This is a genomic window from Arthrobacter sp. Soil763, assembly GCF_001428365.1.
GTDB lineage: Bacteria > Actinomycetota > Actinomycetes > Actinomycetales > Micrococcaceae > Arthrobacter.
Window position 1 is genome coordinate 944,523 of record NZ_LMSH01000002.1, and the last position, 21,266, is coordinate 965,788.

Sequence of the window (21,266 nt, forward strand, 5' to 3'; positions counted from 1 at the left end):
GGCTTCCCTCCATCGCCACCAGCTTTACCGCCGTCGGAACCGGGGGTGCTGGCATTACGCAACCTGGACAGCAACGCGTCCGCTGGTTGCCCGCCGGCGAGGTGCGGTTGCGTGAGCTGGTGGACGTGGACGGCGAACCTGGACAAATGCTCCCCCTAAGTGAGTCTGGTGTTGAGGCGTTGCGATGGTCGGCGGCGCTGGTTGAGACGGTTAGCCAGTGCCGGGTCGTGCTGGTGTGCTGCTGGTGTTTGGATGAGCCGGTTCACTTCCTGCCAGTACCTGGTCGGGCTGAGGCCGAAGCGTTCCTTCGCTTGTTCCTCGAGGGAGCCCGCGTACTTGAAGTGCTGGCCGGTGAGCTGGAGGATGGCTTGTTCGGTGGTGGTGAGCATCCAGCGAGCCTATGGGGCAGGTGAGACAGAATCAGCTGATAGTCGACTATCAGTCAATTCCGGTTCGGGGCTCAGTCGTCCTCGGACATATCTCCGACTGATCCGTGGAAGTCCTCGTGGGCTTCCGGCAGCCCGCGACTTGCAGCGGGTGACAGCTGAACCTCTGCATGCCCTTCGACGTCGATCTGCCAGCCGCTGATGCCAAGGTGGGCGGTCTTCACTCGGTACCGTGCCTGGCCCCAGCTCTCGCCGTCCGGCTCCCAGGTGAAGGACACGGTTTCGAGGGTGCCCCTCGCTTCGCGGTCGAGCTGGTCCGTCACTGCGATTTTCTTGCCGGCGTCCGTTGCGGACAGTTCCGTTACCTTCACGATGTTCCCCCCTGCTGGTTGGTCGGCGTGGTTGCCGTCGTGTTCAAGCTTAGTGACGACTAGGACAGAATCCCGGGTCGGTCGTCGTCGCTGCTTGGTTCCGGTTCCCCGTGCACCCTGCACCCGGGGTTGGTGGGTCGTGTCCTGGTCGGGTCGTACACGGACCGGGGGCACGTGCACCGGTCAGGCACGAGGCTTCTTAGCCAGCTTGTGCTTCCGGCCGCAACCACCCGCGCACTCCATGTACTCGGCAGCCTCGATGGTCTTCCCCGCCTGGTCCATCCGATATGCGCGGTTGAACCATTGCGAGCCGCAAGGGCAGACGAACGTTTCGGATGCTCGTGGCCGGATCTGCGTAACCTGCCCGCTCATTCCTTTGCCCCTTCCGGGTCGATAGCGGCGGCACGGTAGGGGTTGACTCCGAATGCATCCGGGACAGCCCCTTCTGGGTATTCGCCATTCCACCCCTCTCCTGACTCGTGCCACGCTTTACGAACGCCCTCGTCCCATGCTTCGGCGCGTTCCCGCAAGATCAGGGGCGCAAGTACAGCAGCCTGATGCGAGCGGAACGTAGCCTCGGCGGGCTGCGTCGGGCCGACTTCCTGGCTCCAGTCGCATGCCTTCCCAGCGCAGACAACTGCTTGCCGTTCGATGCTAAAGAGCCAGTCGGGGTGTTCTGCGAGTACCCGTGCGATGTCGGCGCTCATACCGTGCCACCCGCGTTGAGTGCGGCGTCGATGGTGGCGTTGATTGCCTTACGGAATGCGGTTGCTTCGTTCGCGTAAGCGTTATACCTAACCGCCGCGTCAGGATCGCGGTCGGGATCGCGGTCAAGAACCATCTGGTTCAGGCGTACAGCCGTTTCGTCAAGCTTCTTCGCCCGCTTGTCAGCCAGCTCCCGTACGGCTTTCACGGCGTTCAGCAGCTTGGCCAGATCCGTGGGGGCGTTGGCGATCAGGTCAGCGTCGGGCTTCTTCATTTCCTCGGCGACGCACAGATCATCGCCGGAGCCAGTGCCGCTGTACACTTCGGCCGGCGTCACCATGCTGGGCGTCCACCACGGTCCGGGTGTTGCCGCGTCGAGCCTCGCCTGGATGGTGTCGAGGTACTGGTCCGCGGCGGTCACAGGGCCGGTTCCGGGGCGTACAGGACCGTCGCGGGGAGAGGAACTAGTTCAGTCGGAACGATTTCCCCGCCGGCCTCCCATAACTCGTTCAGTTTCATTCGCTGGCATGCCACGTGGTCGGCATCGAGTATCACGCTGTCTACCGGCAGCTTGTCGAGCTCTTCAACGGTGGTGATGGTGCGGGGCGTCAGCTCTCGGATGCGGGCGATCAGGCCCAGCGCGTGTCCGTTGACAAGGGCCGTTACCGAGCCGTCGATGTGTTCCATGATGCGCTCAGCGTCATCGGCCCACTGCTTCTTCGTCCAGCCCTTGCGGTCGATGGGCTCGTTACCCAGCGCCTCGGTGCGCCGGAATGCTGCCGCCAGTTCGTCGCGTTCGTTGTTGCTCATCGGGTCTCCTGTGCGTGTTGGGTTTCGAGGGTGGCGAGTCGGGCCCGGGCGGTTTCGGCTTCCTGGTAGGCCTGTGCGGCGCGTTCGGTGGCGTCCCGGGCGTCGCGGCGGGCTTTCAACAGTTCCCGGTAACGGATCGCCGACTGCAGCGGCGGGGTGATCGACGCGCCCGGGATCACGCGACACCAGAGTTCACGATGCCGGAGCAGTCCGGGCAGTGGGGCTTGTCTACGGACGGCGGGCACACGCCCAAGGTCTCGGCCAATTGAGTCCCAGCTCGTTCGGCGTCCTGCCGTGTTGCGTGGCGGCCGTGAGATTTGTACCAGCCGTTGGCCAGGAACTCGCCGACAACCCAGCGGCCTGGTTCCGCGTGGCTCGGCTCCACAAAGATCCGGGCGGTCACTTGGTTGCCTCGTGAAGGACCGTAGCAGGGAGCCCGAATTCAGCGAAGAATGTCGGGCTATAGCACTCGTCGGATTCATCGCCGGCGCCGAAGACCGGCTCGATGTATTTCCGCCGCCCAGGGCCCCCGTAGTACTCGATCTTCATCGGGCCGCCGCTCGGGCTGTCGATGATTGCGGGCAGCCTGAGCGCTTCGAGTTCGTCGAGGGTCCTGACAATGCGCGGCTGGGCGGCTTTGAGGGCCACCGCGTCCCGGTCGATCCGGGCCACGAGTTCGCGCACGGCACCGGGCGATGTTGAGTGACCGTTGCGGGCGTCGGCGCGAGCGAAGGCGAGGTAGGACGGTTCGTCCCGCCCGCTCATTTGGCACCTCGGAACTGGTAGTGCCGGCCGGGGACGAGCTGGGCGCCGAGGGCGTCGGTGATCCGGCGGGTGAACCGCCACGGTGTCCGGCGGCGGGGCTGGGTGACGGCGCTCATGCGGTCACCACATTCCCCTGGAGGGCACGTTCGGCGATGCCGGCCCACACTGCCTGCCGTTCGGGGTCGTGGTCGTAGTCGGCGAGGTCGAGGCGGGAACCGCCCACGGCGTTCGTGAAGAGCGCCCGGGCCGCCTGCTGAATCGGGGTCATGCTGCGACCAGCTTGTCGCGCAGGGGCTGCATGGTGCCCGCCTGGTAAGCGTCGAACGCCGCGGTGTACTCGGCGTGCGTCGGGTAGCCGTTCGGCTGGGGTGCACGAAGCGCGGCGGCGAACAGGTTGTTCCGCGCTTCCTGCTTGGTCTTGTGGTTCTGGGCCATCGTTTCCTCCGTTGGGTTGGGCCATCCCTGGCCGTTGTCTGCTGCTCTGGTCAACTCTACCGCCTATCGGTGCGTCAAACAAGCACCGACAGTGCGTTCGCCGGGTAAATCTTCACCACCAGCGCCGCCGGACCGATACCGCCATGCCGCATGTCCGGCCCCACCACATGCAGCCAGTCATCATCCGACAAAAGGCCGGCGTCCACGATCCCGTCCAGGACCGCCTTCGCCGTTGGGTACAAGTTCCCCGGGTCATACCGGCCACGCCGCGGCTTCCACACCTCAGCCACCACACGCACCGGACCAACAGCCGGCGCCCACGACCCAGGCACCCGCACCCGGGCAGCCTCACGCCAAGCCGCCGTCAACTTCGCCACCTGCATCCGATGCAACCGCTGATTCGAATTGATCCACCCAGCCGGCGCCAGAATCTCCAACTGCTTCACACCTTCTGCGCGTTGTTGAGCCGATCCGGTAACGCGTTCAGTGCCGTTCTCCCGCACTGTTAGTGCCTTCCGTGGGCATGGAGACGGGTGGAGGTGTTTGCGGCCGTCCTGCCGTGGTTCCTGGTCTTGTGGCGCGTTACCTCGCGGTAGAGCTGGAGGTCGTTGGCGGTTTGTTCGACCCAGTCCCATGCTTCGTTCATCTGGATCTCGACTGCAGCTGCTTCCGTCCCGCCGGTTTGGTGGTAGCGGTCGAGCCAGGCTGCGTGGATGTCGAGGGCTTCTTGGTGGCGGGCTTTGAGGGTCGCCTCGGTGTGCATGCCGGTGGTGGTCATTTTTGGTCGGCTTTCTGTCGGAGCCATTCGGCGGCTTCTGGGTGGGGGATTTGGTCGGCTGCGTCGAGGAGTGCCCGGCGCTTCGCGGCGGTGAGGATCGCTTTGACCTGGTCGGGGGTCATGGTGTTCCTTTGCTGGACCCGGCGAGGGCGTAGTCGTTCTGGTTTTGGGAGTTGAAGCCGTCGTTAACGATCCAGCGGGCGAGGCAGCCGAAGAAGGCGCTACCGGTGTTGTGGACCCATCGGGTCTTGCGGAGGGTGACGGGGGATCCGCAGCGCCGGCACCAGCCTCGGAGCTGGCTCATGCTGCTTCCTGGAGGATCTTCTCTAGGACGCTCTTGGCCATGGGGGTCATGTCGTCCGGGTAGAGGAGTTTGATGGCCGCTTCAACGCGCTGGAGCTTGGATTCCGCAGCTTCCCGCAGCTCCGCCGGGGACTTGCCCTTCATGCGCTGGAAGGTCATCACGTAGCCTTCCCTGGTCTCTCGGTTGTAGCAGCGCTGCTCGAGGTAGTTCTTCGCATCCGGGAACTGCTGGAAGGAAGTCTCTATGACCTGGAGGCAGGCAGCGGCCAGATGCTCGGGGGTGGAGATGGAGATGCCGTCCGGTCCGATCTCCAGAAGGTCCGATTGCAGTTCCATGGCTTCGTCCGGCTTGGCCGCCTTGGCGGACACTTTGCGCGGACGGGCCTTCTCCGGGATCAGGAACGTCATGGTGCCGCTGTTGCCCTCCATGAGTGCCTCCGGGTAGCTGGCGCCGATGATCCTCATGAGGGTCCCGGCGACGTCCATGGGCAGTGGGAGGTGGATCTTGATCTTCGTCATCTGGTCAGTCATGGTCTTCGCTTTCTGGTGTGTGGTGTTTGCCGAGCTTCGCCTCGGGGCGGAGGCCGGCTTTGATGTCTCCCCAGCAGGCCCTGCAGGTGTGGGCTTCGAAGGTGGGGTGGTCTTCGCAGGGTGTCCAGGTGCGGGGTGCTTGCCAGTCGTCCGGTGCTGTGGCTGACCAGTGCTTCCCGTCCTGCGGGTAGAAGTTCGGGGTCCGCTTGGCCCAACCCCCTGCAGGGTCCGTCTGGGTGGCGTAGTGGGCGAGGGCCCGGATGCAGTGCCCGAAGTCCTTCCCCGGGAGGCCGCCAGCGTCGTTCGCTTCCCTGAGCACGGCGCCGGGCTTGTTCGGGATCCAGTCGGGGCGGGCTGCGGTCATCATGGCGGTCAGCCGTTGCCCTTCCTGGTCCGTGAGTTTGTACATGGTTCTCCTTGGTCAAAATGCGATCGTCGTGCGTCCCGGCCCGTGCATCACCTAAGTGACGATCGACGATTTTCTTTACCCCAATTTGTTGAAAACAGGAGTAGAGATTGTGGTGAGCTAAGGCTCTTAGGTGAGTAGGAATGGTTAGTGGTTAATGGTGCTAATCCGCTGCTACGGGTTTGCTATGGCAGGTGCTTTAGCAGGTGCTAAGCGGTTCGGGCTGCCTGGCAGTACTCGCAACTGATGTCGAAGATGCCCTTTTTCTCGTGGTGCCGGGTGTGCGCCCCGATCGCCCCCGCCGTGGACTTCTTCGCTTTCAAAGCCTCGATCTCGTCCTTCGACTTCTGGTGCTCCAGGTAGTCGTGGAGGACGTAGCGGCCGTCCCCGAGCTTCTCCACGAGGTTGTTGTCGATGAGTTCTTTGCCGGCGGCTTTGCCCTTCATGTCCAGGTCGTGCTGGCCGATGACGCCGTTGTTCTTGTCCTCGTTGCACATGCCCAGAAGTGTCACGTGGAGGCGGAACGCTTTGTCGGTGAGGCCGCGGATTTTTCGGTGTCTGGTGTACTCGTTCGTGAGCACGAAGTACGGGCGCTTGTCTTTCTCTTCCATCACTCGCTCCATCGGGGTACTCGTCTTGTCCAGTGCCAACCACCGTGATCGCATTCGTAGAACCGGCACACCTCCAGCTGCGCGCCGGGCCCTGCAATCTCCTTGCGGAGGCGTCTGGCTTCGTCCCTGGTGGGGGAGTAGACCTTCCCGCATCCGCAGGTGAAGACCGAGGGCTTGCTGTGCCGGACGCTCACGCCGCTACCAGGGAGTCGGCGACGATGCTCGCGAGGTCGCGGGCGGCCGGCGGGGTGACGGCGTTCCCGGCCTGCATGGTCCGCTCTTTCATCGTGCCGAGGATGGTGTACTCCTTCGGGAAGTCCATGCCCCACATCTGCTCGTGTGGCTGGATCATCCGGAAGGCGACGTCGGCGACGTCCTTCTCCGTGTAGGTCATGAGGCCGTGGTGGTTACCGCCTGCGGTTATTGTCGTGAACGGCTTCTCGTTGGCCGGGGTGGCCACCGCGTTGGATCGGAGGGTGACGACGAGGCCGTGCCGGTCCCTGGTGGTGAACGTGCTGTACGGGTCCGTCGTCGGCTTGGGGGACGGGGACCCGTAGAACTGCGTCAGGATGCTCGAAGCGTTCGGGTAGCGGTTCAGGCCGTCCACGATCTGGCGCATGGTGGCGGCCGCGAGGGGCTTGGCCCTGTCTCCGATGCGTTTGCCCTTGATGGTCCAGTCGATCGCCTCCGCGGCCGGCTTTACCGCCGGTTCCAGGACGGTGTTCCTGCAGCTGCTCTGCGGGCACCGGTAGACGTACTGCTGCCGGTACTTCCCCACGAGCCGCTTCGGGTCCTTGAAAGCTTGGATGGTGCGGACGGTGCCGTGCGTGGGGCACTCGGCCATCGGGCGGAGCCGTTCGAAGTCCGGCGCCTTGTTGCCCTTCCGCCAGAACACGATGTAGACCCGGTCGCGGGACTGCGGGGCGCCGGGCCCGAAGGCTTGGGCGTGCATGGAGTTGAGGCTGATGATCTTGTGCTCGTACCCCAGGTCGGACATGGACTGCAGCCAGCCACGGAATGGCTTCCATGCGGTGACCTCGACGACGTTCTCGGTCATGATCGCCTCGTACTGGTGGACCTCGGCGAACCGGGGCACGTCGTACATGGTCGCCCGGGACCGCTGCGCCGCCTCGTCCGGGAGGCCCTCCGTGAAGAGCGCGTCCTGGCCGTCCCACTGCTCGCGCTTGACGCCCTTGGCCACTGTGAAGTTGGTGCACTCCGGCGAGGCCCACAGCAGGTTCGTTCGCGGGGTGTACTCGGGCCGGATGTGAGCGATGTCGGCGCAGGCGTGGTCGGTCTTCGGGTGGTTGTAGCCGTGGGTTTCGATGGCGCGTTCCCAGTGGTTGAGCGCCAGCTTTACGTGGAGCCCGGGGACCTGCATGATGCCGGTGCTGGATCCTCCTGCGCCGCAGAAGAAGTCGGAGACGGTGAGTTCGGACATGAGTGGTTCCTTCCAAGGGGTGAGTAGGGTCCCCGCCCGGTGTAGGCGGGGACCCTGATGTGGTTAGCGGTGATACGGCCGCTTGATGGGTTCCGCCGGCGCGTCGATGACGACGACCTGGGCGGCCCCGTTCGCGCCGGGCATCCCATGCCCTGGCACGATGTAGCCCTTGCCGGGCCCGGTTATGTGGGCGCGGTGGCGGAGGGCGACGTCTCGGAGGTCCTGGGAAGCTTCGTGGATGAGTGCTTCCCGGTCTTTTGCCGTGGTCGGCGGTGTGAGGACAGGCCAGATGGCGCGGAACGTATGGGTTGCCAGTGCAGGCTTCGTGCGGGCCATCAGTCAGTGCACCCGGCGCATTCACCGGTGCGGTTCAGCGGCTTGTCGCACGAGGTGCACATGGCGATGTCCAACTGCCGGCGGGGGATGTTGATGACGGTCTTCGGCGGGATGAGGGCGATGGTCTCGGGCATCACGCGGCCGCCTCCTTGCCGAGGATGTGCTCGTCAATCTCTTCGACGTCGAAGCCGGACCAGTGGGCTACTGACCCGTCAGGCTTGGCCACGAAGACAACCGGTGCTTGCAGATGCCCGAGGTCCTTGATGAACTCCAGCGCGCCAGGATCCTGGCTGACGTCGACGACGGTGTAGTCCTTGCCTTCGATTAGGCCTTCCTTCTTGAACTTCCGCTTGGTCGCGTCGCACTGCACACATGCAGGTTTGCTGTAGAGGACGATGGCCACGCTGTCGCGGGCTTCGATGCGTGATGTGAGGTCGGTGATGGTCACTGCGGGTCTCCTTAGAACGGGGGTTCGTTGTCGGCGCCGGCGCCCCAGGCTCCCGGCGAGTTATTGCCGGTCGAGGCCTGGTTGCCGCCCCAGGAGCCCTGTCCGGACTGGTTCCCGCCGGAACCGGCACCTTCCTGCCGCTGGGTGCGGTTCACCTTGGCGTTCGCGTAGCGCAGGCTGGGGCCGATCTCGTCGACCTCCAGCTCGATGACGGTGCGCCTCTCGCCTTCCTTCGTGTCGTAGGACCGGGACTTGAGCCGGCCGGACACGATGACGCGCATGCCCTTCGTCAGGGACTCGGCGACGTTCTCCGCCGCGTCCTTCCACACCGCGGCCCGGAGGAACAGGGTCTCCCCGTCCTTCCACTCGTTCGACTGCCGGTCGAACGTCCGCGGGGTCGACGCGAGCGTGAAGTTCGCAACCGCAGCTCCGGACGGGGTGAAGCGGAGCTCCGGGTCGTTGGTGAGGTTGCCGATCACAGTGATCGTGGTTTCGCCTGCCATCTACTTGGCGCCTTCCTGGTCGAGTCCCCACTGGCCGTCGACGTCGGGGAGGACCCCGTCAGCGTCCGCCGGGGGAGTCTCGGCCTCCTCGATGAAGCGGGACGCCTCAGCCTTGGTCAGCGCCTTGGAGGACTCGATGGTCCGGCCGGTGAAGGTGGACAGCTCGGCGAGACCGGCTTCGCGGTCGCTGGCGCCGAGCTTGCCGAGGATGACGTGGATCTTCGTGAGCTGCGCGCTGGTGGCCAGCGGCTCGGCCGGCGCCTCTGCCTCGTCCTGCGGTGCGTCGTGGACGACGTCGGGCAGGTCAGGGGCCGGGGCCTTAGCGCGCTGGATGGTGCGCTTGGGCCTCGCCTCGGCAGCCGGTGCCGCGGGGGCCTGCTCGCCGAGGTCGTCGAGCTCCACCTCTTCGACGGAGGTCGCGGCGATGCCGGTGAGGACGTCGGGGGCGATGACGCGGCAGATCTCGGCCTGGCACTTCGCGGTGAGCATACCGATCGGGTCGGTCTGGTACTTCTTGTTCGAGGTGTACCCGGCCTTCTGGGCGCGGGCGATGGTCCACTCCACACGGGTGAAGGTGGTCTCGCCCTTGCGGCGGCCTTCGTACACGACGCGCTGCTCGGTTGCTTCTACGCGGCGGATGGTGTGGCCGGCCTGCATGACGAGCGCGGCCATGGTGCGGGCGTACATCGACGGGCGGCCGGAGACGACGAAGATGTTCGCCAGCGCGTTCATCGGGTCGAGTCCGAGGGACTTCCCGGCGAGGATGGCGGCGGCCGCGGCTTCGGGCTTGCCCCGGAACGATGCCGGGACGAACTCGGTGCTGCAGAGGGCAGTGCCGAGCTGGTGCGCGGCGGAGAGCTCCTGCGCCCACTCCATGAGGGACACGGTCATGGCCGTCGCCGGCAGGGCGCTGGTGTTGAATGCGGCGACCGGGGCCGCTTGGGGGATAGCTACTTCGCTCATGCTGCTACTGCTTTCTGTTCGATGGTGATCGGGGCGCCGACGATGGCGTCCCGGAGTTTGGTGGTCTTGTGGGTGTAGGCCGCGGCAAGGAACATCGCGTAGTGGCCGCGCATCTCGTCGCGGTTCTTCGCCAGCGGGTAGAGGGTGGTGCCGAGCGGGGCGTCACCGTAGCGGGCGTTCTCGCCGTCCCGGTCCATGGGGGTCACGTGGGCGACGTAGGTCGCGACGATCTCCGGCATGGGCTGCTCGGTCCCGTCCTCGTCCATGTAGAACTCGGCCAGGGAGTACGCCGCGCACTGCAGGCCGGTCTCGCCGTAGACGAACTTGGAGGTCTTGAGGTCGATCATCACCGGCTGGCCGTCGTTCAGCAGGGGAGAGGTGCCGATCATGTCGAACTTCCCCGCGAACCAGTCCTTGCGGCTGGCGCACGGCCGCTCCATCAGCAGCGGCGTGATCTGGAACCGGTCGAGGAAGTCCGCGTAGCCCTCGACGTATCCGGCCAGCTCTTCGGGGACGTCCTCGACGGTGCCGGTGGTGGCCAGGACTTCGGCGAAGTCGTGCACCGCGGTGCCACGGACGCCGGCGTCGTCTCGGACCCTGGCCGGCACTGCAGCCAGTTCACGGACCATGTCGACGTCGTCGCGGCTACGGAGGGATTCGATCTCGGCCGGGTTGGCCTCGACGTACTCGGCCACGACCTTCCCGGCCCAGTAGACGAGGGCGGGCTTCGGGATGCCGCCGCCGAGGATCGTGGTTACGCCGGTGACGGGGAGCCCATCGAGCTTGTACCGGTGGCCGTTGTGGGTGAAGGTGAGGCCTTTGGGTGCGGCCTTCGTTTTCGTGGTCATGATTCGTCTCCAAGGGTCTTCGTGGTGGTGTCGGGGTCGCAGGTGCAGTCCCCGGTGCAGACGTGCTGTTCGCACGTGTCGCAGAGGCCGAAGCCGCGGCAGTAGCAGCTCATGAGAGGTCCTCCCCGCAGACCGCGCAGGTCCTCGCGCCTTTGTCGTAGACGTCGGCGGGGTGCTCGCAGGCGCTCATGCCGCGTCCCGCCATTCGGTGTCTGCGGTTTCCGCTTCGGCCGCGGCGTCTGCCTGGTCCATGCGGATCGCCCATGCGCTCCACACGGCCGCTCCGATCGTCGCGAGCATCAGGAGGAAGGTGGTCATGCCGCCACCGCCGCCGGTACGAAGACCTCGTGGGTGCGGAACTCGGCGACGACGTCGCGGATGGCCATCAGGAGGTCCATTTCGAACCGTTCGACCAGCTCGGCCCGGTTGTCCTCCGTGCGGGCTTCGTTGAGGTTCAGCGCGTCGTGGGTGCCGTTCTCGACGTTGCGGAGGTCATCGAGGGCCTGCAGGGCGTTCGCGACGTAGGACGGCTGGGGGCGGATGCCGAGCATCCCGCTGATCTCGTACGCGAGGACGTCTTCGTCCTGCCACTCGTTCGGGTACCGCTCGTAGTAGTTGATGATCGTCACCCGGGCGGCCTTCTCGGCCTGGTCCTTGGTGAACTGGAAAAGCTGGTCCATCGTGTAGCCTCTCTGGTAGATGAGCTTCTTGCTTGTTCTTGGGTCCCGCGATGCTTTGGCCGGCTGCGGGGCCCTTTTCTATTGGGCGAAGATCCGGGTTTCGCGGAGCTGGCGGTTACGGGTCCGGCGCTGCGCTTTGTCCGGGGCTGGGCCCTGGGTGCCTTTGCGGCGGATCGCTTCGATGTCCTCGGGCCCGAACCGCATCTGCCGGCCGTCCCTCCACGCGGGCCATTTCCCGCCGTTCACCCGGTTGCGGACCGTCTGTTCGCAGATCTGGAACATCTGTGCGACCTCCGGGACGGTGAGATAGGTGCTCATGCCGCCACCCATTCGCGGAGGATGCCGCCGTGGCGGGACCGGTGCCGTGAGGTGGAGACCCCGGCCTGGGTGATGAGTCCGCGGGAGCGGGCGATCTTGAACGCGGATCCAACCTTGTTCGGGTGCGGTGCGGGGCGGTGGTTCCAGCGGAGGTCGTCGGCAGTGACAGTGCCTCCGCGCTTGGCGAGGTCCGCGATCGTTGCGACGGCCTCCTCGGTCCACGTGGTGTCTTCCAGGGCCATTGACTGCGTCATGTCGGCGTGTCCTTTCCTAAGCTGCTTGCAGGGTCTTACGGTGCGTGGTTTGCCGCTTGGCAGACGGTGCAACAGGCACGAAAAGAACCTCGACGGGGACGTTGAGGACCTCCGCGATGCGCGTCGCCGTCTCCGGCTCCAGGCAGCGGCGCCGGCCGCTGGTGAGGTGGTTGATGAAGCTCGGGTGCACGCCCACACGGTCAGCCAGCCCCCGCTGGGTCATCTTGTGTGGGATGGGCGTGCCGGCCCGGTGCGCTTCGATGTCTTTCTGGGTGATGAGGAATGCGCGGAGCGCTTCCTTTGAGACCAGTCGCATGTACGTTCCTTTCGGCCATCGGGCCTTAGTGCGCCAGGGTGACATGAGCTCTCCTTTTTGGTCGGTAGGCGGGTTGCCTAGTGTCTGCTGCCCTTGAAGTATTGCCTACCGGTAGGCGGCATGTCAAGCACTGACAGTGCGGACTTTCCGCACGGGCGGTGCTCTGCTGCTAGATGGGGGGCTTTTTTGGTAGGCGCAAACCTACAATTAGGGGTACCGCCTACCGGTAGGCATGCAGCGCACTCTGCGCGTTGCGCTCCACAGCACCCCTAGGAAAGCTCAGAGCATGAACACGAATTCAAGCCCCAACTTCCAGCAGCTCGTCATGGAGCACAAGAAGGACGACTCGTTCGAGGCCATCTCCAAGCGCGCCGGCGGCGTCCCCAAAGCCCGGGCCCTGCAGTCCATCGTCAAGGACGGCTTCACCCGGATGCCCTCGCAGGAGACGATCGCTGGACTCTCCCGGGCCCTCCGCCTCAGCCCCCGGGAGCTCGTCCTGGCAGCCGCCCGAACCCTCGGTATCGACGTCGGAGACGATCAGGAATCCGACCTCGTCCTCTACGGCGCCGGCCGACTCCCGCAGGAGTCCAAGGACGTCCTCCGCAACACTGCCGCCGAGCTGCTCAACTGGCAGGAAGGCCGCCGCGGCGGTGCATCCCAGGAAGCCGACAACGTCGTCCAGTTCCCCGCGCCCAAGAAGTCCCGGCCCGACTTCGAGCGAATGGCCGGCAACACCGAGGCCGAGTCCGAAGGTAAGCACGAAGCCGCCAGGGCATCCCGCGCCGGGGAAGAATCTCAAGAGCTCGAGTAACAGAATCGTCGTTGTCGGAGCCTGCTACTAAGGTTGCGGCATGGATTCTGGGGAGAGACTGGCGGCCGAGCTCGGCGTGCGCGTCGTCGCCACCCGCCTCCCCGGTCTCCTCGTCGCCGCAACTGACGGCAGGACCATCTACTACGACGAGCGGCTCACCCTCAGGGAGAAGCGCTGCGCCATCACCCATGAGCTCGTCCACATCGAGGCAGGGCACAGGGAATGCCAGCCGCCGGCGGTCGAGCGGAAGGTCCGCGTACTGGCAGCGCACCGGCTCGTGTCCTGGGAGGCGGTGTGGGAACACGCCCCCTGGGCCAACTCCATTGACGAGCTGGCCGAGGACGTCATGGTCACCAAGAGCGTCCTGTCTGACTGGATCGCTTCCCTCCCGGCCGAGACCCGGATGGCGCTGCAGCGGCGCTTTGAATGCTCGAATTAGGGTGTGCACTAAGTGCACAGAAGCGTTAAATGAGGTTCAAATCGGTTAGTCTCGTTGGGTACGATCCGCAGAATCTAGGCATTTTCCGGGGCCAATAGTGGCGGCTGGGGCGGTTCAATTCCCCCCATCTCCACAACCAAAAGGCCGGAAGCTGATGCTTCCGGCCTTTTTGGTGTGCCCGCCGGCTCCTTGGGCGCCCGACGGCGGTGGTTACGGCGGGTGCCGGTCAGCGCTTCTTGATGTGCGCCACCGGGTCCGTATGCTCGTCCACGATGTGCTTGGCCTTCTTCTCGGCCCGTTTTTCCTTGATGGTTTTGACCGGCTTCTTGCTCAGGTGCCGGTGCGGCGACTTGTCAGGCATGGCGCGCTCCCTAAAAGGTGGGGGCCCGGGATGAGCCCGTGCTTTTAAGGCTACGCCTCGGGTACGGCGACGTCCACGATGCCGACGAACCGGCTCCCGACGCCTTCGTACTCGCTGCGCACCAGGCCGGCGTCCGGGCCGGGCAGTTCGTACGGCACGTGGTGGGCGCAGCAGAGATGGGTAAACTCCGGCCACCACTTCTTCGGACGGGCGGTTTCGGAGAAGCCGCAGACCGTGCAGGTCAGTTGCACCCAGACCGGCCGTTTACCCGTGCGGTTGGCCCGGGACTGCTGCAGCCAGGCGGGCGGAGTGTCCAGTAGTTCGTCCAGTTCGGCGTCGGACAGGCGGGACGGAATGCCGTGACGGTTGGCCATTTCCAGCGGGATATCAAGGATTTGGGCAGCTTCACGTCTGGTAACCATCCTTCAACTTTACGGGATCCGGGCAGGCCTGCGGCCCGGCGGCGGCCGGTGCTAGGCTCAAGCCACACCCGGCATCCCGGTGCCGGAGGAAGGCAGCAGCCATGTCCGGCAGTCCCGCCGCAGCGTTGACGACCGTCGAAAAACGCGTGCTGTACGTGGCGATCGTCGCGTCCTTCATGGCGTTCCTCGACGGTTCCGTGGTCAACCTCGCCCTGCCCGCCATCAGCCGGGAACTCGGCGGCGGCCTGGTGGTCCAGCAATGGGTGGTTGACGCCTACCTGCTTACACTCGGCGCGCTGATCCTGGTCGCTGGTTCGCTCTCGGACCAGTTCGGCCGGGTGCGCGTCCTGCAGTGGGGCCTGGCCGGGTTCACCGTCACGTCCGTGCTCTGCGGCCTGGCGTGGAACGGTGAATCGCTGATTGTGGCCCGCGGCCTGCAGGGCATCGCCGGTGCCCTGTTGGTGCCCAGCTCGCTGGCCCTGATCGTCACGGTCTTCAGCGGACCGGCGCAGTCCGCGGCGATCGGCAAGTGGTCCGCCTGGACCTCCGGTGCGATCGTGGCCGCGCCGGTGCTGGGCGGCATCTCCGTGGACGTCTTTACCTGGCGGGTGATCTTCTTCCTCAACATCATCCCGGCCGCGGCCGTCTGGCCGGCCCTCCGACGGCTGCGCGCCCTGGACCGGGGCCGGGCCCCCGGCGCCCGGATCGACGCCGCCGGGACCGCCCTTGCGGTCATTGGCCTCGGCGGTGTCGTCTACGCCTTCATCGAACGCGGTACCCGGGGCTGGGGGTCCCCGCAGGTCTGGCTGCCGCTGGTGCTGGGGCTGGCCGCACTGGGCGCGTTCCTGCTGCACGAGCATCGTACGCCGGCGCCGATGATGCCGCTGCGGCTCTTTGCGATCCGCAACTTCGGCTGGGGCAACGCCGCCACCCTGGTGATCTATGGCGCGCTGAACCTTGGCTTCTTCGTCCTCGGGCTCTACCTGCAGCAGGTGGCCGGGCTGGGCGCCACCGCCGCCGGCCTTGCCCTGCTGCCCTCCACCCTCCTGTTGCTGCTGCTCTCCGCCCGGGTTGGAACGTTGTCGGGCCGGTACGGGCCGCGCTGGTTCATGACGGCCGGGCCGCTGCTGTGTGCGGCGGGCTTTTTGATGATGCTGGGCATCGACCTGCCGCTGGACTACTTCGGCCAGGTGCTGCCCGGGCTGGTGGTGTTCGGCGTCGGCCTGGCCGTGACGGTCGCGCCGCTGACCGCCGCGATCCTCGGGGCCGTGGACCCGGAGGAATCGGGAATCGGGTCGGCGGTCAACAACGCCGTCGCCCGTATCGCGGGCCTGGTGACCATCGCCTTCGCCGGGCTCATCACCGGCCCCGTTATTACGACGGCGGGCCTGCATGGCACGGCGGCGGTCACCGCGGGCCTCTTCATCGCGGGCGCCGCGGCGTCCGCCGTCGGCATCCGGAACCCTCCGCCGGCGCCAGACCCGGACGGGACAGGCCCGGGCGGGACAAGCCCAGGCGGAACGGACCCGGGCGGGCGCGCGGCCTAAGAGGCGACGCTGCAGCCGGCGTGAACGGCGTCGCTGTGCACCCAGAGCGCGGCGGCGACCTCGTCGGCAAGGTCGATCTCACGGGGCGCTCCGCCGGCGCCGATCCGCACCACCAGCGGCCCGCCGAACGGTTTGCGGCCCAGGACCTCGACGGCGGAGTCGAGGTCGATCTGCTCGGCGGCGAGGTAGCGCAGCAGCTCGGGGTTCTCGTCGCTGATCCGGGTGATCCGGCCGCTGTGGCCGTCGTCGAGTTCGCTCAGCCGGTGCGCCGGGGGCATCAGCACGGAGCCGTCCGCCGCCGGAATCGGGTCGCCGTGCGGATCCCGGACCGGGTTGCCGAGTTTGGCGGCCATCCGCTCGATGAAGGTGTCGGAGACCGCGTGTTCGAGCAATTCCGCCTCGTCGTGGACCTCGTCCCAGCGGTAGCCGAGTTCCTGGACCAGGAACGTCTCGATCAACCGGTGCCGCCGGACCATGGAAAGCGCCAGCCGCAGGCCGTCGGCGGTCAGGGTGACGGCGCTGTAGGGCTTGTGGTCCACCAGGCCCTGGTCCTTGAGCTTGCGGACCATCTCCGAGACCGAGGAGTTGGCCACGCCGAGCCGCTGGGCCAGCTGGGTGGAAGTGATGGGCTTGTCCTGCCACTCGGTGAACGAGTAAATGACCTTGACGTAGTCCTCGATCGAGGAGGATGGGGGACTGGTCTTCACAGTCCCAAGCCTACCGTCCGGCGGCGCCGGTGAACGTCAGCCACAGCAGCACCAGGTTCAGGGCCACCACCAGGACCACGCTGACGACGGCGGCGACCCGCAGCGCCATCCCGTCGGCGAAACCGCCCATCAGGGACTTGCTGCTGGTCAGCACCACGAGCGGCACCAGGACGAACGGGATACCGAAGCTGAGCACGACTTGGCTGAGCACCAGTCCCCAGGTGGGGTCGAAGCCGACGCCCAACAGGACGACGGCGGGGATCAGGGTGAGCACCCGCCGCAACATCAGCGGGATGCGGATCTTCAGCAGACCCTGCATGATGGTGCCGCCGGCGTAACAGCCCACCGAGGTGGAGGCCAGGCCGGAGGCGAGCAGTCCGACGGCGAACACCGCGCCCAGCACCGGGCCGAGGTTGGCCGTGATGGCGCCGTGGGCGCCCTCGATGGTGTCCGTGCCCTCCTCTCCGCCGAGGGTGGACGCGGCCAGCAGCAGCATCCCGATGTTGACGATCCCGGCGACAGCCAGGGCCGCGACCACGTCCCAGCGGGTGGCCCTGACCAGCCGGGAAACGGCGTGGGCGGGGACGTGCACGTGGGGGTTGGGCCGGTGCCGGTCGCGGGAGAGCGCGGAGTGGACATAGATGGCGTGCGGCATCACCGTCGCGCCGAGCATGCTGGCAGCCAGGAGCACCGTGTCCGGGCCCTGGAAACCGGGCACCAGCCCGGCCGCGACGCCGCGCGGGTCCGGCGGACTGATGAACAGCCCGGCCAGGAAGCCCACCGTGATGATGGCCAGCAGGAAGATGATGACGAACTCGAACGGGCGCTGCCGGTTGCGGCTCTGCACGGCGAGCAGGGCCATGGAAATGCCGCCGACAATCACCGCCCCGAGGGGGAGCGGCAGGCCGAAGAGGAGGTAGAGCGCCACGGCCCCGCCCACCACCTCGGCCAGGTCGGTCGCGGCGGCGACGATTTCGGCCTGGACCCAGAAGGCGCGGCGCCACAGCGGCCGCAGCCGCTCGCCGAGGATCTCCGGCAGGCTCTTGCCCGTGACGATGCCGAGCTTCGCGGACTGGTACTGGACCAGGACCGCCATGACGTTCGCCGCGACGAGCACCCAGACCAGCAGGTAGCCGTACTGCGCGCCGGCGGTGAGGTTGGCGGCCACGTTGCCGGGGTCCACGTAGGCGATGGCGGCCACGAAGGCAGGGCCGAGCAGCCCCAGCAGCGCACGACGGCGGCCGCGCACCCCGCGGGCGGGCGGCAGCGGCGCGGGCTGCTGTTCGGGTCCGGCGACATCCAGCACTGTGGTCTCCCTGAATTTCTTGATTGCCTACATATAAAAGTTAGGCACACCGAAATTCTAGGGGTGCGGCGGGATCCGTGCAATCCTCAGGCCCTGGTGGCCCGCCAGCTCTGTGTCAGGTAGGGCAGGGCCAGGAGTTCGCCGTCACTGTGGCCAAGGTGCTCGTGCAGGTACCAATCGAGGTTCCCGAGCACCTTGGCGCGGGTGGCCTCGCCGGCCCGCAGGTAGTAGCTGCGGGACTTGGCCAGTTCCACGAGGTCCCCGGTGCTGACCGGGTCCTCCCAGCGGGTGAGGTGGCTCTCCAATCCGGTGAACTCCGGGCCGACCGTCGGTCTGAAGTCCGGTTTGTGGACATCGCCGGCGTGCATGATCCGGGACAGCCGGTGCACCCACGGGACGGAGGTGTCGAGCTGGTTCCAGACCAGGCCCAGGACCCCGCGCGGCCGCAGGATGCGGGCAGCCTCGGCGCTGGCGGCCAGCGGGTCGCACCAGTGCCACGCCTGCGCGACCGTGACCAGGTCGAAGGCTTCCGCCGGCAGGCCGGTGTGCTCGGCAGTGCCCTCGACGGCGGTGACGCCCGGCAGGGAACGGCGCAGTTGCGCCAGCATGTCCAGCGACGGGTCGACGGCCACGGTTGCCAGGCCGCGTTCGACCAGCAGCGCCGTGTATTTGCCGGTTCCGGCGCCCAGGTCCGCGGCATCCCGCGCCCCGGCCGGGACCAGCCAGTCGGCCGAATCCGCCGGGTAGCCCGGACGGACGCGGTCGTAGTGCTCCCCGCCGTCCTGGAAGCTCCGGCCCAGCTCCTGCCGGCGTGAATGGTGAAGCTTGGGGCCGCCGCGTGCCACGTGCGATCTCCTTCGGCAGCTCTGGTGGGTACCTGAAGAATTTACCGCACGGCCGGCGGCCGCGCCGCGCCTACTCCACCGTGCAGGGGGCTGCGCCGGCGGTTCCCGGGGTGTTGGGCGCCCAGTGCGGGTAGCTGCGGGTGTCGTTGGCGGGCACCCAGCGTCCGGCGTCCACGACGTAGTCCCAGCCCAGGCCCTGCCGGCGCAGGTCCCGCAGCCCGGCGAGCAGCCGTTCGGCGTCCTCGATCCGGGAGCCCAGGCCGAAGCTGGCGCGCAGTGAACCCGCGGGCAGGCCCAGCCGTTTGAGCAGCGGATGGGCGCAGAACCTGCCGTCCCGCAGCCCGACGCCGTGCTCCGCAGACAGGTACGCGGCCACCAGGCCGGCGTCGTACCCGGCCACGGAGAAGTTCACGACGCCGATCGTGCCGGGGCCCTCGCCGCGCGCCGTCTCCTCGAAGATGTGGTGCACGCTTACGCCGTCGAGCTCCTGCAGGCCCTGGACCAGGTAGGACCGGATGGCGTCCTCGTGGGCGTGCCATTCCTGCTCGTCGAGGGCCTCGAGCACCTGCGTGGCACGGGCCAGCGCGGCCGCGCCCAGGACGTTGGGGGAGCCGCCCTCGTGCCGTGCCGGCCCGGTGGTCCAGCTGACGCTGTCCAGCCTCGCGTCGCGCACCGCGCCGCCGCCGGCCAGGTGCGGGGTGCCGGCGTCGAGCCAGTCCGGCCGTCCCACCAGCACCCCGGCCCCGAAGGGGGCGTAGAGCTTGTGCCCGGAGAAGGCGAGGTAGTCGACGTCGTCAACGGTAAGGTCGATCCGCCGGTGCGGCGCCAGCTGGGCGGCGTCCACGACGATCCGCGCGCCGAATTCGTGGGCCAGGGCGGCCAGCTCGCGGATGGGCAGGATTTCGCCGGTGACGTTCGAGGCGCCGGTGACGGCGAGCAGGCTGACCCCGCCGCCGGCCAGTTCGGCGCGGAGCCGTTCCACGGTTCCGGCCAGCGTGGGCGCGGCGACGACGCTGCGGTGCGGTACGTTCTGCCAGGGCAGCAGGTTGGCGTGGTGCTCGATGTCCAGGTAGAGGACTTCTCCGGCCGGCGACCCGTCCGCCGCAGGCAGGCAGCCGGCCAGCAGGTTCAGCGAGTCGGTGGTGTTGCGCGTGAAAATCACCGCGTCGTCGTCCCGGCCGCCGACGAAGCGCCGGACGATGTTCCGGGCGTTTTCGTACACCGAGGTGCTGAGCTGGGACGCATAGCCGGCGCCGCGGTGGACGCTGGCGTAAAACGGCAGGATCTCGTTCAGGTAGGCGGAGACCACCGACAGCGCCGGGGCGGAGGCGCCGTAGTCGAGGTTCGCGTAGCGGACCTGGCCGCCCTGGATCAGCGGTGCCTGGATCTCCGCGCCGGAGACGGCGGACAGCGGCCGGAGGGCAGTGGCCGGGCGGGCATCGCAGCGCCCGGCGGTGGGGGTGGGAATGGTGGCAGTCGACATGGGACCTCGCTCGAAAAGGACCCCGCACACAGGGGATCCGCGCTTGCCGGGTCCGCTCCGGACCGGCCAGGTCGTCACCCGGGGCACCCCGCCGCGAAAGGAGGGTTGCCGGCCAGCAAACCGGGGTTTAGCGCTGGCACTCGTGACCTGGTTCGAGCCTAGGACATGGCCCCCGCGCACCGGAAAGGAGGGCCGCAATGTGAAGCGTAGTGTTACGCCGCCGGACCGCCGGACCGCCGGACCGCCGGACCGCTAGAGCAGGTCGTCGAGGTTGGGGTTCAGGCGCTTGAGGACTTCGGAATGCAGGATCGAGTTGGTGGCCAGGGCGTTGCCGCCGAAGGGGCCGTCCTCGCCCTCGAGCGAGGTGAAGCGGCCGCCGGCCTCGGTGACGATCGGGACCAGCGCGGCCATGTCGTAGAGGTTCAGCTCGGGTTCGCAGGCGATGTCGACGGCGCCCTCGGCCACGAGGCAGTAGGACCAGAAATCGCCGTAGGCGCGGGTGCGCCAGACTTCCTCGGTGAGGCCGATGAACTCGTCGAGGTTGCCGCGCTGTTTCCAGCCGCCCAGGCTGGAGTAGGAGAGGGAGGCGTCCGCGAGCCGCGAAACGTTGGAGACCTTCAGCCGGGTGGCGGCGGCCAGCGAGCGGCCCGTGTAGGCGCCGGCGCCCTTGGCCGCCCACCAGCGCTTGCCCAGGGCCGGGGCGCTGACGACGCCGACCACCGGCTCGCCCTCGTCGACGAGGGCGATCAGGGTGGCCCAGACCGGGACGCCGCGGACGAAGTTCTTGGTCCCGTCGATCGGGTCGATGATCCAGCGCCGCGCGCCGTGGCCGGAGCTGCCGAATTCCTCGCCGAGCACGGCGTCGCGCGGACGGGAGCGGGAGAGCTGGCCGCGGATGGCTTCCTCGGCGGCCTTGTCGGCGTCGGTGACGGGGGTGAGGTCCGGCTTCGTCTCGATCCGAAGGTCGAGCGCCTTGAAGCGGCTCATCGTCTGGGAATCGACGGAATCGGCCAGTACGTGGGCAAGGCGCAGGTCATCGTTGTAGCTCGAAGCTGGTTGGCTCATGCCTCCAAACTACCGCCTAAGTGCCGGGCGGGCCGGGAGGCCACGTCCCCGCGGGCCGGACGGCGGGCAGTT

Annotated in this window: 37 protein-coding genes and 1 riboswitch; of the genes, 3 read left to right on the forward strand and 34 right to left on the reverse strand. The window is 67.2% G+C overall.

The window, feature by feature from the left end:
• Positions 1 to 155: 155 nt before the first annotated feature.
• The 27 genes from ASG71_RS07965 to ASG71_RS08070 form a co-directional block, all read right to left on the reverse strand.
• Positions 156 to 389 (reverse strand): DUF3263 domain-containing protein, encoded by a 234-nt coding sequence (locus ASG71_RS07965; protein ID WP_056738105.1) that lies wholly within the window; start codon positions 387 to 389, stop codon positions 156 to 158.
• A gap of 71 nt (positions 390 to 460) precedes the next feature.
• Positions 461 to 757 carry a hypothetical protein gene (locus ASG71_RS07970; protein WP_157366287.1) on the reverse strand — a complete coding sequence of 99 codons (297 nt, stop codon included), beginning with the start codon at positions 755 to 757 and terminating at the stop codon, positions 461 to 463.
• 368 nt (positions 758 to 1,125) lie between these two features.
• Entirely contained in the window at positions 1,126 to 1,464 is a 339-nt protein-coding gene (locus tag ASG71_RS16640) for a hypothetical protein (RefSeq protein WP_157366289.1), read from the reverse strand.
• Complete coding sequence (locus ASG71_RS07975; RefSeq protein ID WP_056738107.1) at positions 1,461 to 1,883, reverse strand: hypothetical protein; 423 nt, start codon at positions 1,881 to 1,883, stop codon at positions 1,461 to 1,463. Before ASG71_RS07975 ends, ASG71_RS16640 begins: the two co-directional genes overlap by 4 nt.
• Complete coding sequence (locus ASG71_RS07980) at positions 1,880 to 2,272, reverse strand: hypothetical protein (protein ID WP_056738108.1); 393 nt, start codon at positions 2,270 to 2,272, stop codon at positions 1,880 to 1,882. Before ASG71_RS07980 ends, ASG71_RS07975 begins: the two co-directional genes overlap by 4 nt.
• Positions 2,269 to 2,451, reverse strand: coding sequence for a hypothetical protein (locus tag ASG71_RS07985; RefSeq protein WP_056738109.1), 183 nt, complete (start codon positions 2,449 to 2,451; stop codon positions 2,269 to 2,271). Before ASG71_RS07985 ends, ASG71_RS07980 begins: the two co-directional genes overlap by 4 nt.
• 220 nt (positions 2,452 to 2,671) lie before the next feature.
• Positions 2,672 to 3,037, reverse strand: coding sequence for a hypothetical protein (locus tag ASG71_RS07990; RefSeq protein ID WP_056738110.1), 366 nt, complete (start codon positions 3,035 to 3,037; stop codon positions 2,672 to 2,674).
• 112 nt (positions 3,038 to 3,149) lie between these two features.
• The gene (locus tag ASG71_RS16645) at positions 3,150 to 3,305 is read right to left on the reverse strand and encodes a hypothetical protein (RefSeq protein ID WP_157366291.1); all 156 of its coding nucleotides are present in this window, start codon (positions 3,303 to 3,305) and stop codon (positions 3,150 to 3,152) included.
• Positions 3,302 to 3,526, reverse strand: a complete 225-nt coding sequence (locus ASG71_RS16650) for a hypothetical protein (RefSeq protein ID WP_235563953.1) — start codon at positions 3,524 to 3,526, stop codon at positions 3,302 to 3,304. The genes ASG71_RS16645 and ASG71_RS16650 overlap by 4 nt, the downstream gene beginning before the upstream one ends.
• A gap of 20 nt (positions 3,527 to 3,546) precedes the next feature.
• Positions 3,547 to 3,975, reverse strand: coding sequence for a hypothetical protein (locus ASG71_RS07995; protein WP_157366295.1), 429 nt, complete (start codon positions 3,973 to 3,975; stop codon positions 3,547 to 3,549).
• Between the two features lie 2 nt (positions 3,976 to 3,977).
• Positions 3,978 to 4,250: a hypothetical protein gene (locus tag ASG71_RS08000; RefSeq protein WP_056738112.1), complete on the reverse strand. Its 273-nt coding sequence runs from the start codon at positions 4,248 to 4,250 to the stop codon at positions 3,978 to 3,980.
• Complete coding sequence (locus ASG71_RS17090) at positions 4,247 to 4,372, reverse strand: hypothetical protein (RefSeq protein ID WP_268760368.1); 126 nt, start codon at positions 4,370 to 4,372, stop codon at positions 4,247 to 4,249. The genes ASG71_RS08000 and ASG71_RS17090 overlap by 4 nt, the downstream gene beginning before the upstream one ends.
• Positions 4,369 to 4,554 (reverse strand): hypothetical protein, encoded by a 186-nt coding sequence (locus ASG71_RS08005; RefSeq protein ID WP_056738113.1) that lies wholly within the window; start codon positions 4,552 to 4,554, stop codon positions 4,369 to 4,371. Before ASG71_RS08005 ends, ASG71_RS17090 begins: the two co-directional genes overlap by 4 nt.
• On the reverse strand, positions 4,551 to 5,084 hold the full coding sequence (locus tag ASG71_RS08010) for a hypothetical protein (protein WP_056738114.1): 534 nt from the start codon (positions 5,082 to 5,084) through the stop codon (positions 4,551 to 4,553). Before ASG71_RS08010 ends, ASG71_RS08005 begins: the two co-directional genes overlap by 4 nt.
• Positions 5,077 to 5,493 (reverse strand): hypothetical protein, encoded by a 417-nt coding sequence (locus ASG71_RS08015; protein ID WP_056738115.1) that lies wholly within the window; start codon positions 5,491 to 5,493, stop codon positions 5,077 to 5,079. The genes ASG71_RS08010 and ASG71_RS08015 overlap by 8 nt, the downstream gene beginning before the upstream one ends.
• 206 nt (positions 5,494 to 5,699) lie before the next feature.
• Entirely contained in the window at positions 5,700 to 6,101 is a 402-nt protein-coding gene (locus tag ASG71_RS08020; RefSeq protein ID WP_056738116.1) for a hypothetical protein, read from the reverse strand.
• 190 nt (positions 6,102 to 6,291) lie between these two features.
• Positions 6,292 to 7,542 (reverse strand): DNA cytosine methyltransferase, encoded by a 1,251-nt coding sequence (locus tag ASG71_RS08025; protein ID WP_056738117.1) that lies wholly within the window; start codon positions 7,540 to 7,542, stop codon positions 6,292 to 6,294.
• Positions 7,543 to 7,877: 335 nt separating this feature from the next.
• Positions 7,878 to 8,012: a hypothetical protein gene (locus ASG71_RS17095; RefSeq protein ID WP_268760369.1), complete on the reverse strand. Its 135-nt coding sequence runs from the start codon at positions 8,010 to 8,012 to the stop codon at positions 7,878 to 7,880.
• Positions 8,012 to 8,281, reverse strand: a complete 270-nt coding sequence (locus ASG71_RS08035) for a glutaredoxin family protein (RefSeq protein ID WP_056738636.1) — start codon at positions 8,279 to 8,281, stop codon at positions 8,012 to 8,014. Before ASG71_RS08035 ends, ASG71_RS17095 begins: the two co-directional genes overlap by 1 nt.
• Positions 8,282 to 8,337: 56 nt before the next feature.
• On the reverse strand, positions 8,338 to 8,829 hold the full coding sequence (locus ASG71_RS08040) for a single-stranded DNA-binding protein (protein ID WP_056738119.1): 492 nt from the start codon (positions 8,827 to 8,829) through the stop codon (positions 8,338 to 8,340).
• A complete protein-coding gene (locus ASG71_RS08045; RefSeq protein ID WP_056738120.1) occupies positions 8,830 to 9,792 on the reverse strand; it encodes a hypothetical protein in 963 nt (320 codons plus the stop codon).
• On the reverse strand, positions 9,789 to 10,640 hold the full coding sequence (locus tag ASG71_RS08050; protein WP_056738121.1) for a hypothetical protein: 852 nt from the start codon (positions 10,638 to 10,640) through the stop codon (positions 9,789 to 9,791). The genes ASG71_RS08045 and ASG71_RS08050 overlap by 4 nt, the downstream gene beginning before the upstream one ends.
• 186 nt (positions 10,641 to 10,826) lie before the next feature.
• Positions 10,827 to 10,958: a hypothetical protein gene (locus tag ASG71_RS17100; protein ID WP_268760370.1), complete on the reverse strand. Its 132-nt coding sequence runs from the start codon at positions 10,956 to 10,958 to the stop codon at positions 10,827 to 10,829.
• Positions 10,955 to 11,320, reverse strand: coding sequence for a hypothetical protein (locus ASG71_RS08055; protein WP_056738122.1), 366 nt, complete (start codon positions 11,318 to 11,320; stop codon positions 10,955 to 10,957). Before ASG71_RS08055 ends, ASG71_RS17100 begins: the two co-directional genes overlap by 4 nt.
• A 78-nt stretch (positions 11,321 to 11,398) precedes the next feature.
• A complete protein-coding gene (locus ASG71_RS08060) occupies positions 11,399 to 11,638 on the reverse strand; it encodes a helix-turn-helix domain-containing protein (RefSeq protein WP_056738123.1) in 240 nt (79 codons plus the stop codon).
• Complete coding sequence (locus ASG71_RS08065; RefSeq protein WP_157366299.1) at positions 11,635 to 11,892, reverse strand: hypothetical protein; 258 nt, start codon at positions 11,890 to 11,892, stop codon at positions 11,635 to 11,637. Before ASG71_RS08065 ends, ASG71_RS08060 begins: the two co-directional genes overlap by 4 nt.
• Before the next feature lie 16 nt (positions 11,893 to 11,908).
• Positions 11,909 to 12,208 carry a helix-turn-helix transcriptional regulator gene (locus tag ASG71_RS08070; RefSeq protein ID WP_056738125.1) on the reverse strand — a complete coding sequence of 100 codons (300 nt, stop codon included), beginning with the start codon at positions 12,206 to 12,208 and terminating at the stop codon, positions 11,909 to 11,911.
• A 286-nt stretch (positions 12,209 to 12,494) separates the two neighbouring features.
• Here ASG71_RS08070 and ASG71_RS08075 point away from each other — a divergent pair, with 286 nt between their 5' ends.
• Positions 12,495 to 13,019 carry a hypothetical protein gene (locus tag ASG71_RS08075; RefSeq protein WP_056738126.1) on the forward strand — a complete coding sequence of 175 codons (525 nt, stop codon included), beginning with the start codon at positions 12,495 to 12,497 and terminating at the stop codon, positions 13,017 to 13,019.
• Positions 13,020 to 13,059: 40 nt separating this feature from the next.
• A complete protein-coding gene (locus ASG71_RS08080) occupies positions 13,060 to 13,458 on the forward strand; it encodes an ImmA/IrrE family metallo-endopeptidase (protein WP_056738127.1) in 399 nt (132 codons plus the stop codon).
• 226 nt (positions 13,459 to 13,684) lie between these two features.
• Here ASG71_RS08080 and ASG71_RS17105 read toward each other — a convergent pair whose 3' ends face one another.
• Both ASG71_RS17105 and ASG71_RS08085 read right to left on the reverse strand, forming a co-directional pair.
• Positions 13,685 to 13,819, reverse strand: a complete 135-nt coding sequence (locus ASG71_RS17105) for a hypothetical protein (RefSeq protein ID WP_268760372.1) — start codon at positions 13,817 to 13,819, stop codon at positions 13,685 to 13,687.
• Positions 13,820 to 13,869: 50 nt separating this feature from the next.
• Positions 13,870 to 14,241, reverse strand: coding sequence for a hypothetical protein (locus ASG71_RS08085; RefSeq protein ID WP_056738128.1), 372 nt, complete (start codon positions 14,239 to 14,241; stop codon positions 13,870 to 13,872).
• Positions 14,242 to 14,342: 101 nt separating this feature from the next.
• Between ASG71_RS08085 and ASG71_RS08090 the strand changes: the two genes are divergently transcribed.
• Complete coding sequence (locus ASG71_RS08090) at positions 14,343 to 15,788, forward strand: MFS transporter (RefSeq protein WP_082574960.1); 1,446 nt, start codon at positions 14,343 to 14,345, stop codon at positions 15,786 to 15,788.
• Here ASG71_RS08090 and ASG71_RS08095 read toward each other — a convergent pair.
• From ASG71_RS08095 to hisN, 5 genes are all read right to left on the reverse strand, one after another.
• Complete coding sequence (locus ASG71_RS08095; protein ID WP_056738129.1) at positions 15,785 to 16,495, reverse strand: metal-dependent transcriptional regulator; 711 nt, start codon at positions 16,493 to 16,495, stop codon at positions 15,785 to 15,787. The genes ASG71_RS08090 and ASG71_RS08095 overlap by 4 nt on opposite strands.
• A 10-nt stretch (positions 16,496 to 16,505) precedes the next feature.
• Entirely contained in the window at positions 16,506 to 17,801 is a 1,296-nt protein-coding gene (locus ASG71_RS08100) for an Nramp family divalent metal transporter (protein WP_414826654.1), read from the reverse strand.
• 86 nt (positions 17,802 to 17,887) lie between these two features.
• Entirely contained in the window at positions 17,888 to 18,646 is a 759-nt protein-coding gene (locus tag ASG71_RS08105) for a class I SAM-dependent methyltransferase (protein ID WP_056738130.1), read from the reverse strand.
• A gap of 70 nt (positions 18,647 to 18,716) precedes the next feature.
• Positions 18,717 to 20,129, reverse strand: a complete 1,413-nt coding sequence (locus ASG71_RS08110; protein ID WP_056738131.1) for an aminotransferase class V-fold PLP-dependent enzyme — start codon at positions 20,127 to 20,129, stop codon at positions 18,717 to 18,719.
• 34 nt (positions 20,130 to 20,163) lie between these two features.
• A riboswitch (SAM riboswitch) is annotated at positions 20,164 to 20,277 on the reverse strand.
• Between the two features lie 104 nt (positions 20,278 to 20,381).
• Complete coding sequence (gene hisN, locus ASG71_RS08115) at positions 20,382 to 21,194, reverse strand: histidinol-phosphatase (RefSeq protein ID WP_056738132.1); 813 nt, start codon at positions 21,192 to 21,194, stop codon at positions 20,382 to 20,384.
• Positions 21,195 to 21,266 lie beyond the last annotated feature (72 nt).

Excerpts from the sequence above, each read along its gene's own strand:
- ASG71_RS07980 (WP_056738108.1), bottom strand. The coding sequence starts at position 2,272 with ATGAGCAACAACGAACGCGACGAACTGGCGGCAGCATTCCGGCGCACC.
- ASG71_RS17090 (WP_268760368.1), bottom strand. The coding sequence starts at position 4,372 with ATGACCCCCGACCAGGTCAAAGCGATCCTCACCGCCGCGAAGCGCCGG.
- ASG71_RS08055 (WP_056738122.1), bottom strand. The coding sequence starts at position 11,320 with ATGGACCAGCTTTTCCAGTTCACCAAGGACCAGGCCGAGAAGGCCGCC.
- ASG71_RS08065 (WP_157366299.1), bottom strand. The coding sequence starts at position 11,892 with ATGACGCAGTCAATGGCCCTGGAAGACACCACGTGGACCGAGGAGGCC.
- ASG71_RS08010 (WP_056738114.1), bottom strand. The coding sequence starts at position 5,084 with ATGACTGACCAGATGACGAAGATCAAGATCCACCTCCCACTGCCCATG.
- ASG71_RS08040 (WP_056738119.1), bottom strand. The coding sequence starts at position 8,829 with ATGGCAGGCGAAACCACGATCACTGTGATCGGCAACCTCACCAACGAC.
- ASG71_RS08025 (WP_056738117.1), bottom strand. The coding sequence starts at position 7,542 with ATGTCCGAACTCACCGTCTCCGACTTCTTCTGCGGCGCAGGAGGATCC.
- ASG71_RS08005 (WP_056738113.1), bottom strand. The coding sequence starts at position 4,554 with ATGAGCCAGCTCCGAGGCTGGTGCCGGCGCTGCGGATCCCCCGTCACC.
- ASG71_RS08060 (WP_056738123.1), bottom strand. The coding sequence starts at position 11,638 with ATGAGCACCTATCTCACCGTCCCGGAGGTCGCACAGATGTTCCAGATC.
- ASG71_RS16640 (WP_157366289.1), bottom strand. The coding sequence starts at position 1,464 with ATGAGCGCCGACATCGCACGGGTACTCGCAGAACACCCCGACTGGCTC.
- ASG71_RS07965 (WP_056738105.1), bottom strand. The coding sequence starts at position 389 with ATGCTCACCACCACCGAACAAGCCATCCTCCAGCTCACCGGCCAGCAC.
- ASG71_RS08075 (WP_056738126.1), top strand. The coding sequence starts at position 12,495 with ATGAACACGAATTCAAGCCCCAACTTCCAGCAGCTCGTCATGGAGCAC.
- ASG71_RS08020 (WP_056738116.1), bottom strand. The coding sequence starts at position 6,101 with ATGGAAGAGAAAGACAAGCGCCCGTACTTCGTGCTCACGAACGAGTAC.
- ASG71_RS08015 (WP_056738115.1), bottom strand. The coding sequence starts at position 5,493 with ATGTACAAACTCACGGACCAGGAAGGGCAACGGCTGACCGCCATGATG.
- ASG71_RS08070 (WP_056738125.1), bottom strand. The coding sequence starts at position 12,208 with ATGCGACTGGTCTCAAAGGAAGCGCTCCGCGCATTCCTCATCACCCAG.
- ASG71_RS08090 (WP_082574960.1), top strand. The coding sequence starts at position 14,343 with ATGTCCGGCAGTCCCGCCGCAGCGTTGACGACCGTCGAAAAACGCGTG.
- ASG71_RS08080 (WP_056738127.1), top strand. The coding sequence starts at position 13,060 with ATGGATTCTGGGGAGAGACTGGCGGCCGAGCTCGGCGTGCGCGTCGTC.
- ASG71_RS08110 (WP_056738131.1), bottom strand. The coding sequence starts at position 20,129 with ATGTCGACTGCCACCATTCCCACCCCCACCGCCGGGCGCTGCGATGCC.
- ASG71_RS08045 (WP_056738120.1), bottom strand. The coding sequence starts at position 9,792 with ATGAGCGAAGTAGCTATCCCCCAAGCGGCCCCGGTCGCCGCATTCAAC.
- ASG71_RS08000 (WP_056738112.1), bottom strand. The coding sequence starts at position 4,250 with ATGACCACCACCGGCATGCACACCGAGGCGACCCTCAAAGCCCGCCAC.
- ASG71_RS16645 (WP_157366291.1), bottom strand. The coding sequence starts at position 3,305 with ATGACCCCGATTCAGCAGGCGGCCCGGGCGCTCTTCACGAACGCCGTG.
- ASG71_RS07990 (WP_056738110.1), bottom strand. The coding sequence starts at position 3,037 with ATGAGCGGGCGGGACGAACCGTCCTACCTCGCCTTCGCTCGCGCCGAC.
- ASG71_RS17100 (WP_268760370.1), bottom strand. The coding sequence starts at position 10,958 with ATGACCACCTTCCTCCTGATGCTCGCGACGATCGGAGCGGCCGTGTGG.
- ASG71_RS17095 (WP_268760369.1), bottom strand. The coding sequence starts at position 8,012 with ATGCCCGAGACCATCGCCCTCATCCCGCCGAAGACCGTCATCAACATC.
- ASG71_RS08085 (WP_056738128.1), bottom strand. The coding sequence starts at position 14,241 with ATGGTTACCAGACGTGAAGCTGCCCAAATCCTTGATATCCCGCTGGAA.
- hisN (WP_056738132.1), bottom strand. The coding sequence starts at position 21,194 with ATGAGCCAACCAGCTTCGAGCTACAACGATGACCTGCGCCTTGCCCAC.
- ASG71_RS08050 (WP_056738121.1), bottom strand. The coding sequence starts at position 10,640 with ATGACCACGAAAACGAAGGCCGCACCCAAAGGCCTCACCTTCACCCAC.
- ASG71_RS17105 (WP_268760372.1), bottom strand. The coding sequence starts at position 13,819 with ATGCCTGACAAGTCGCCGCACCGGCACCTGAGCAAGAAGCCGGTCAAA.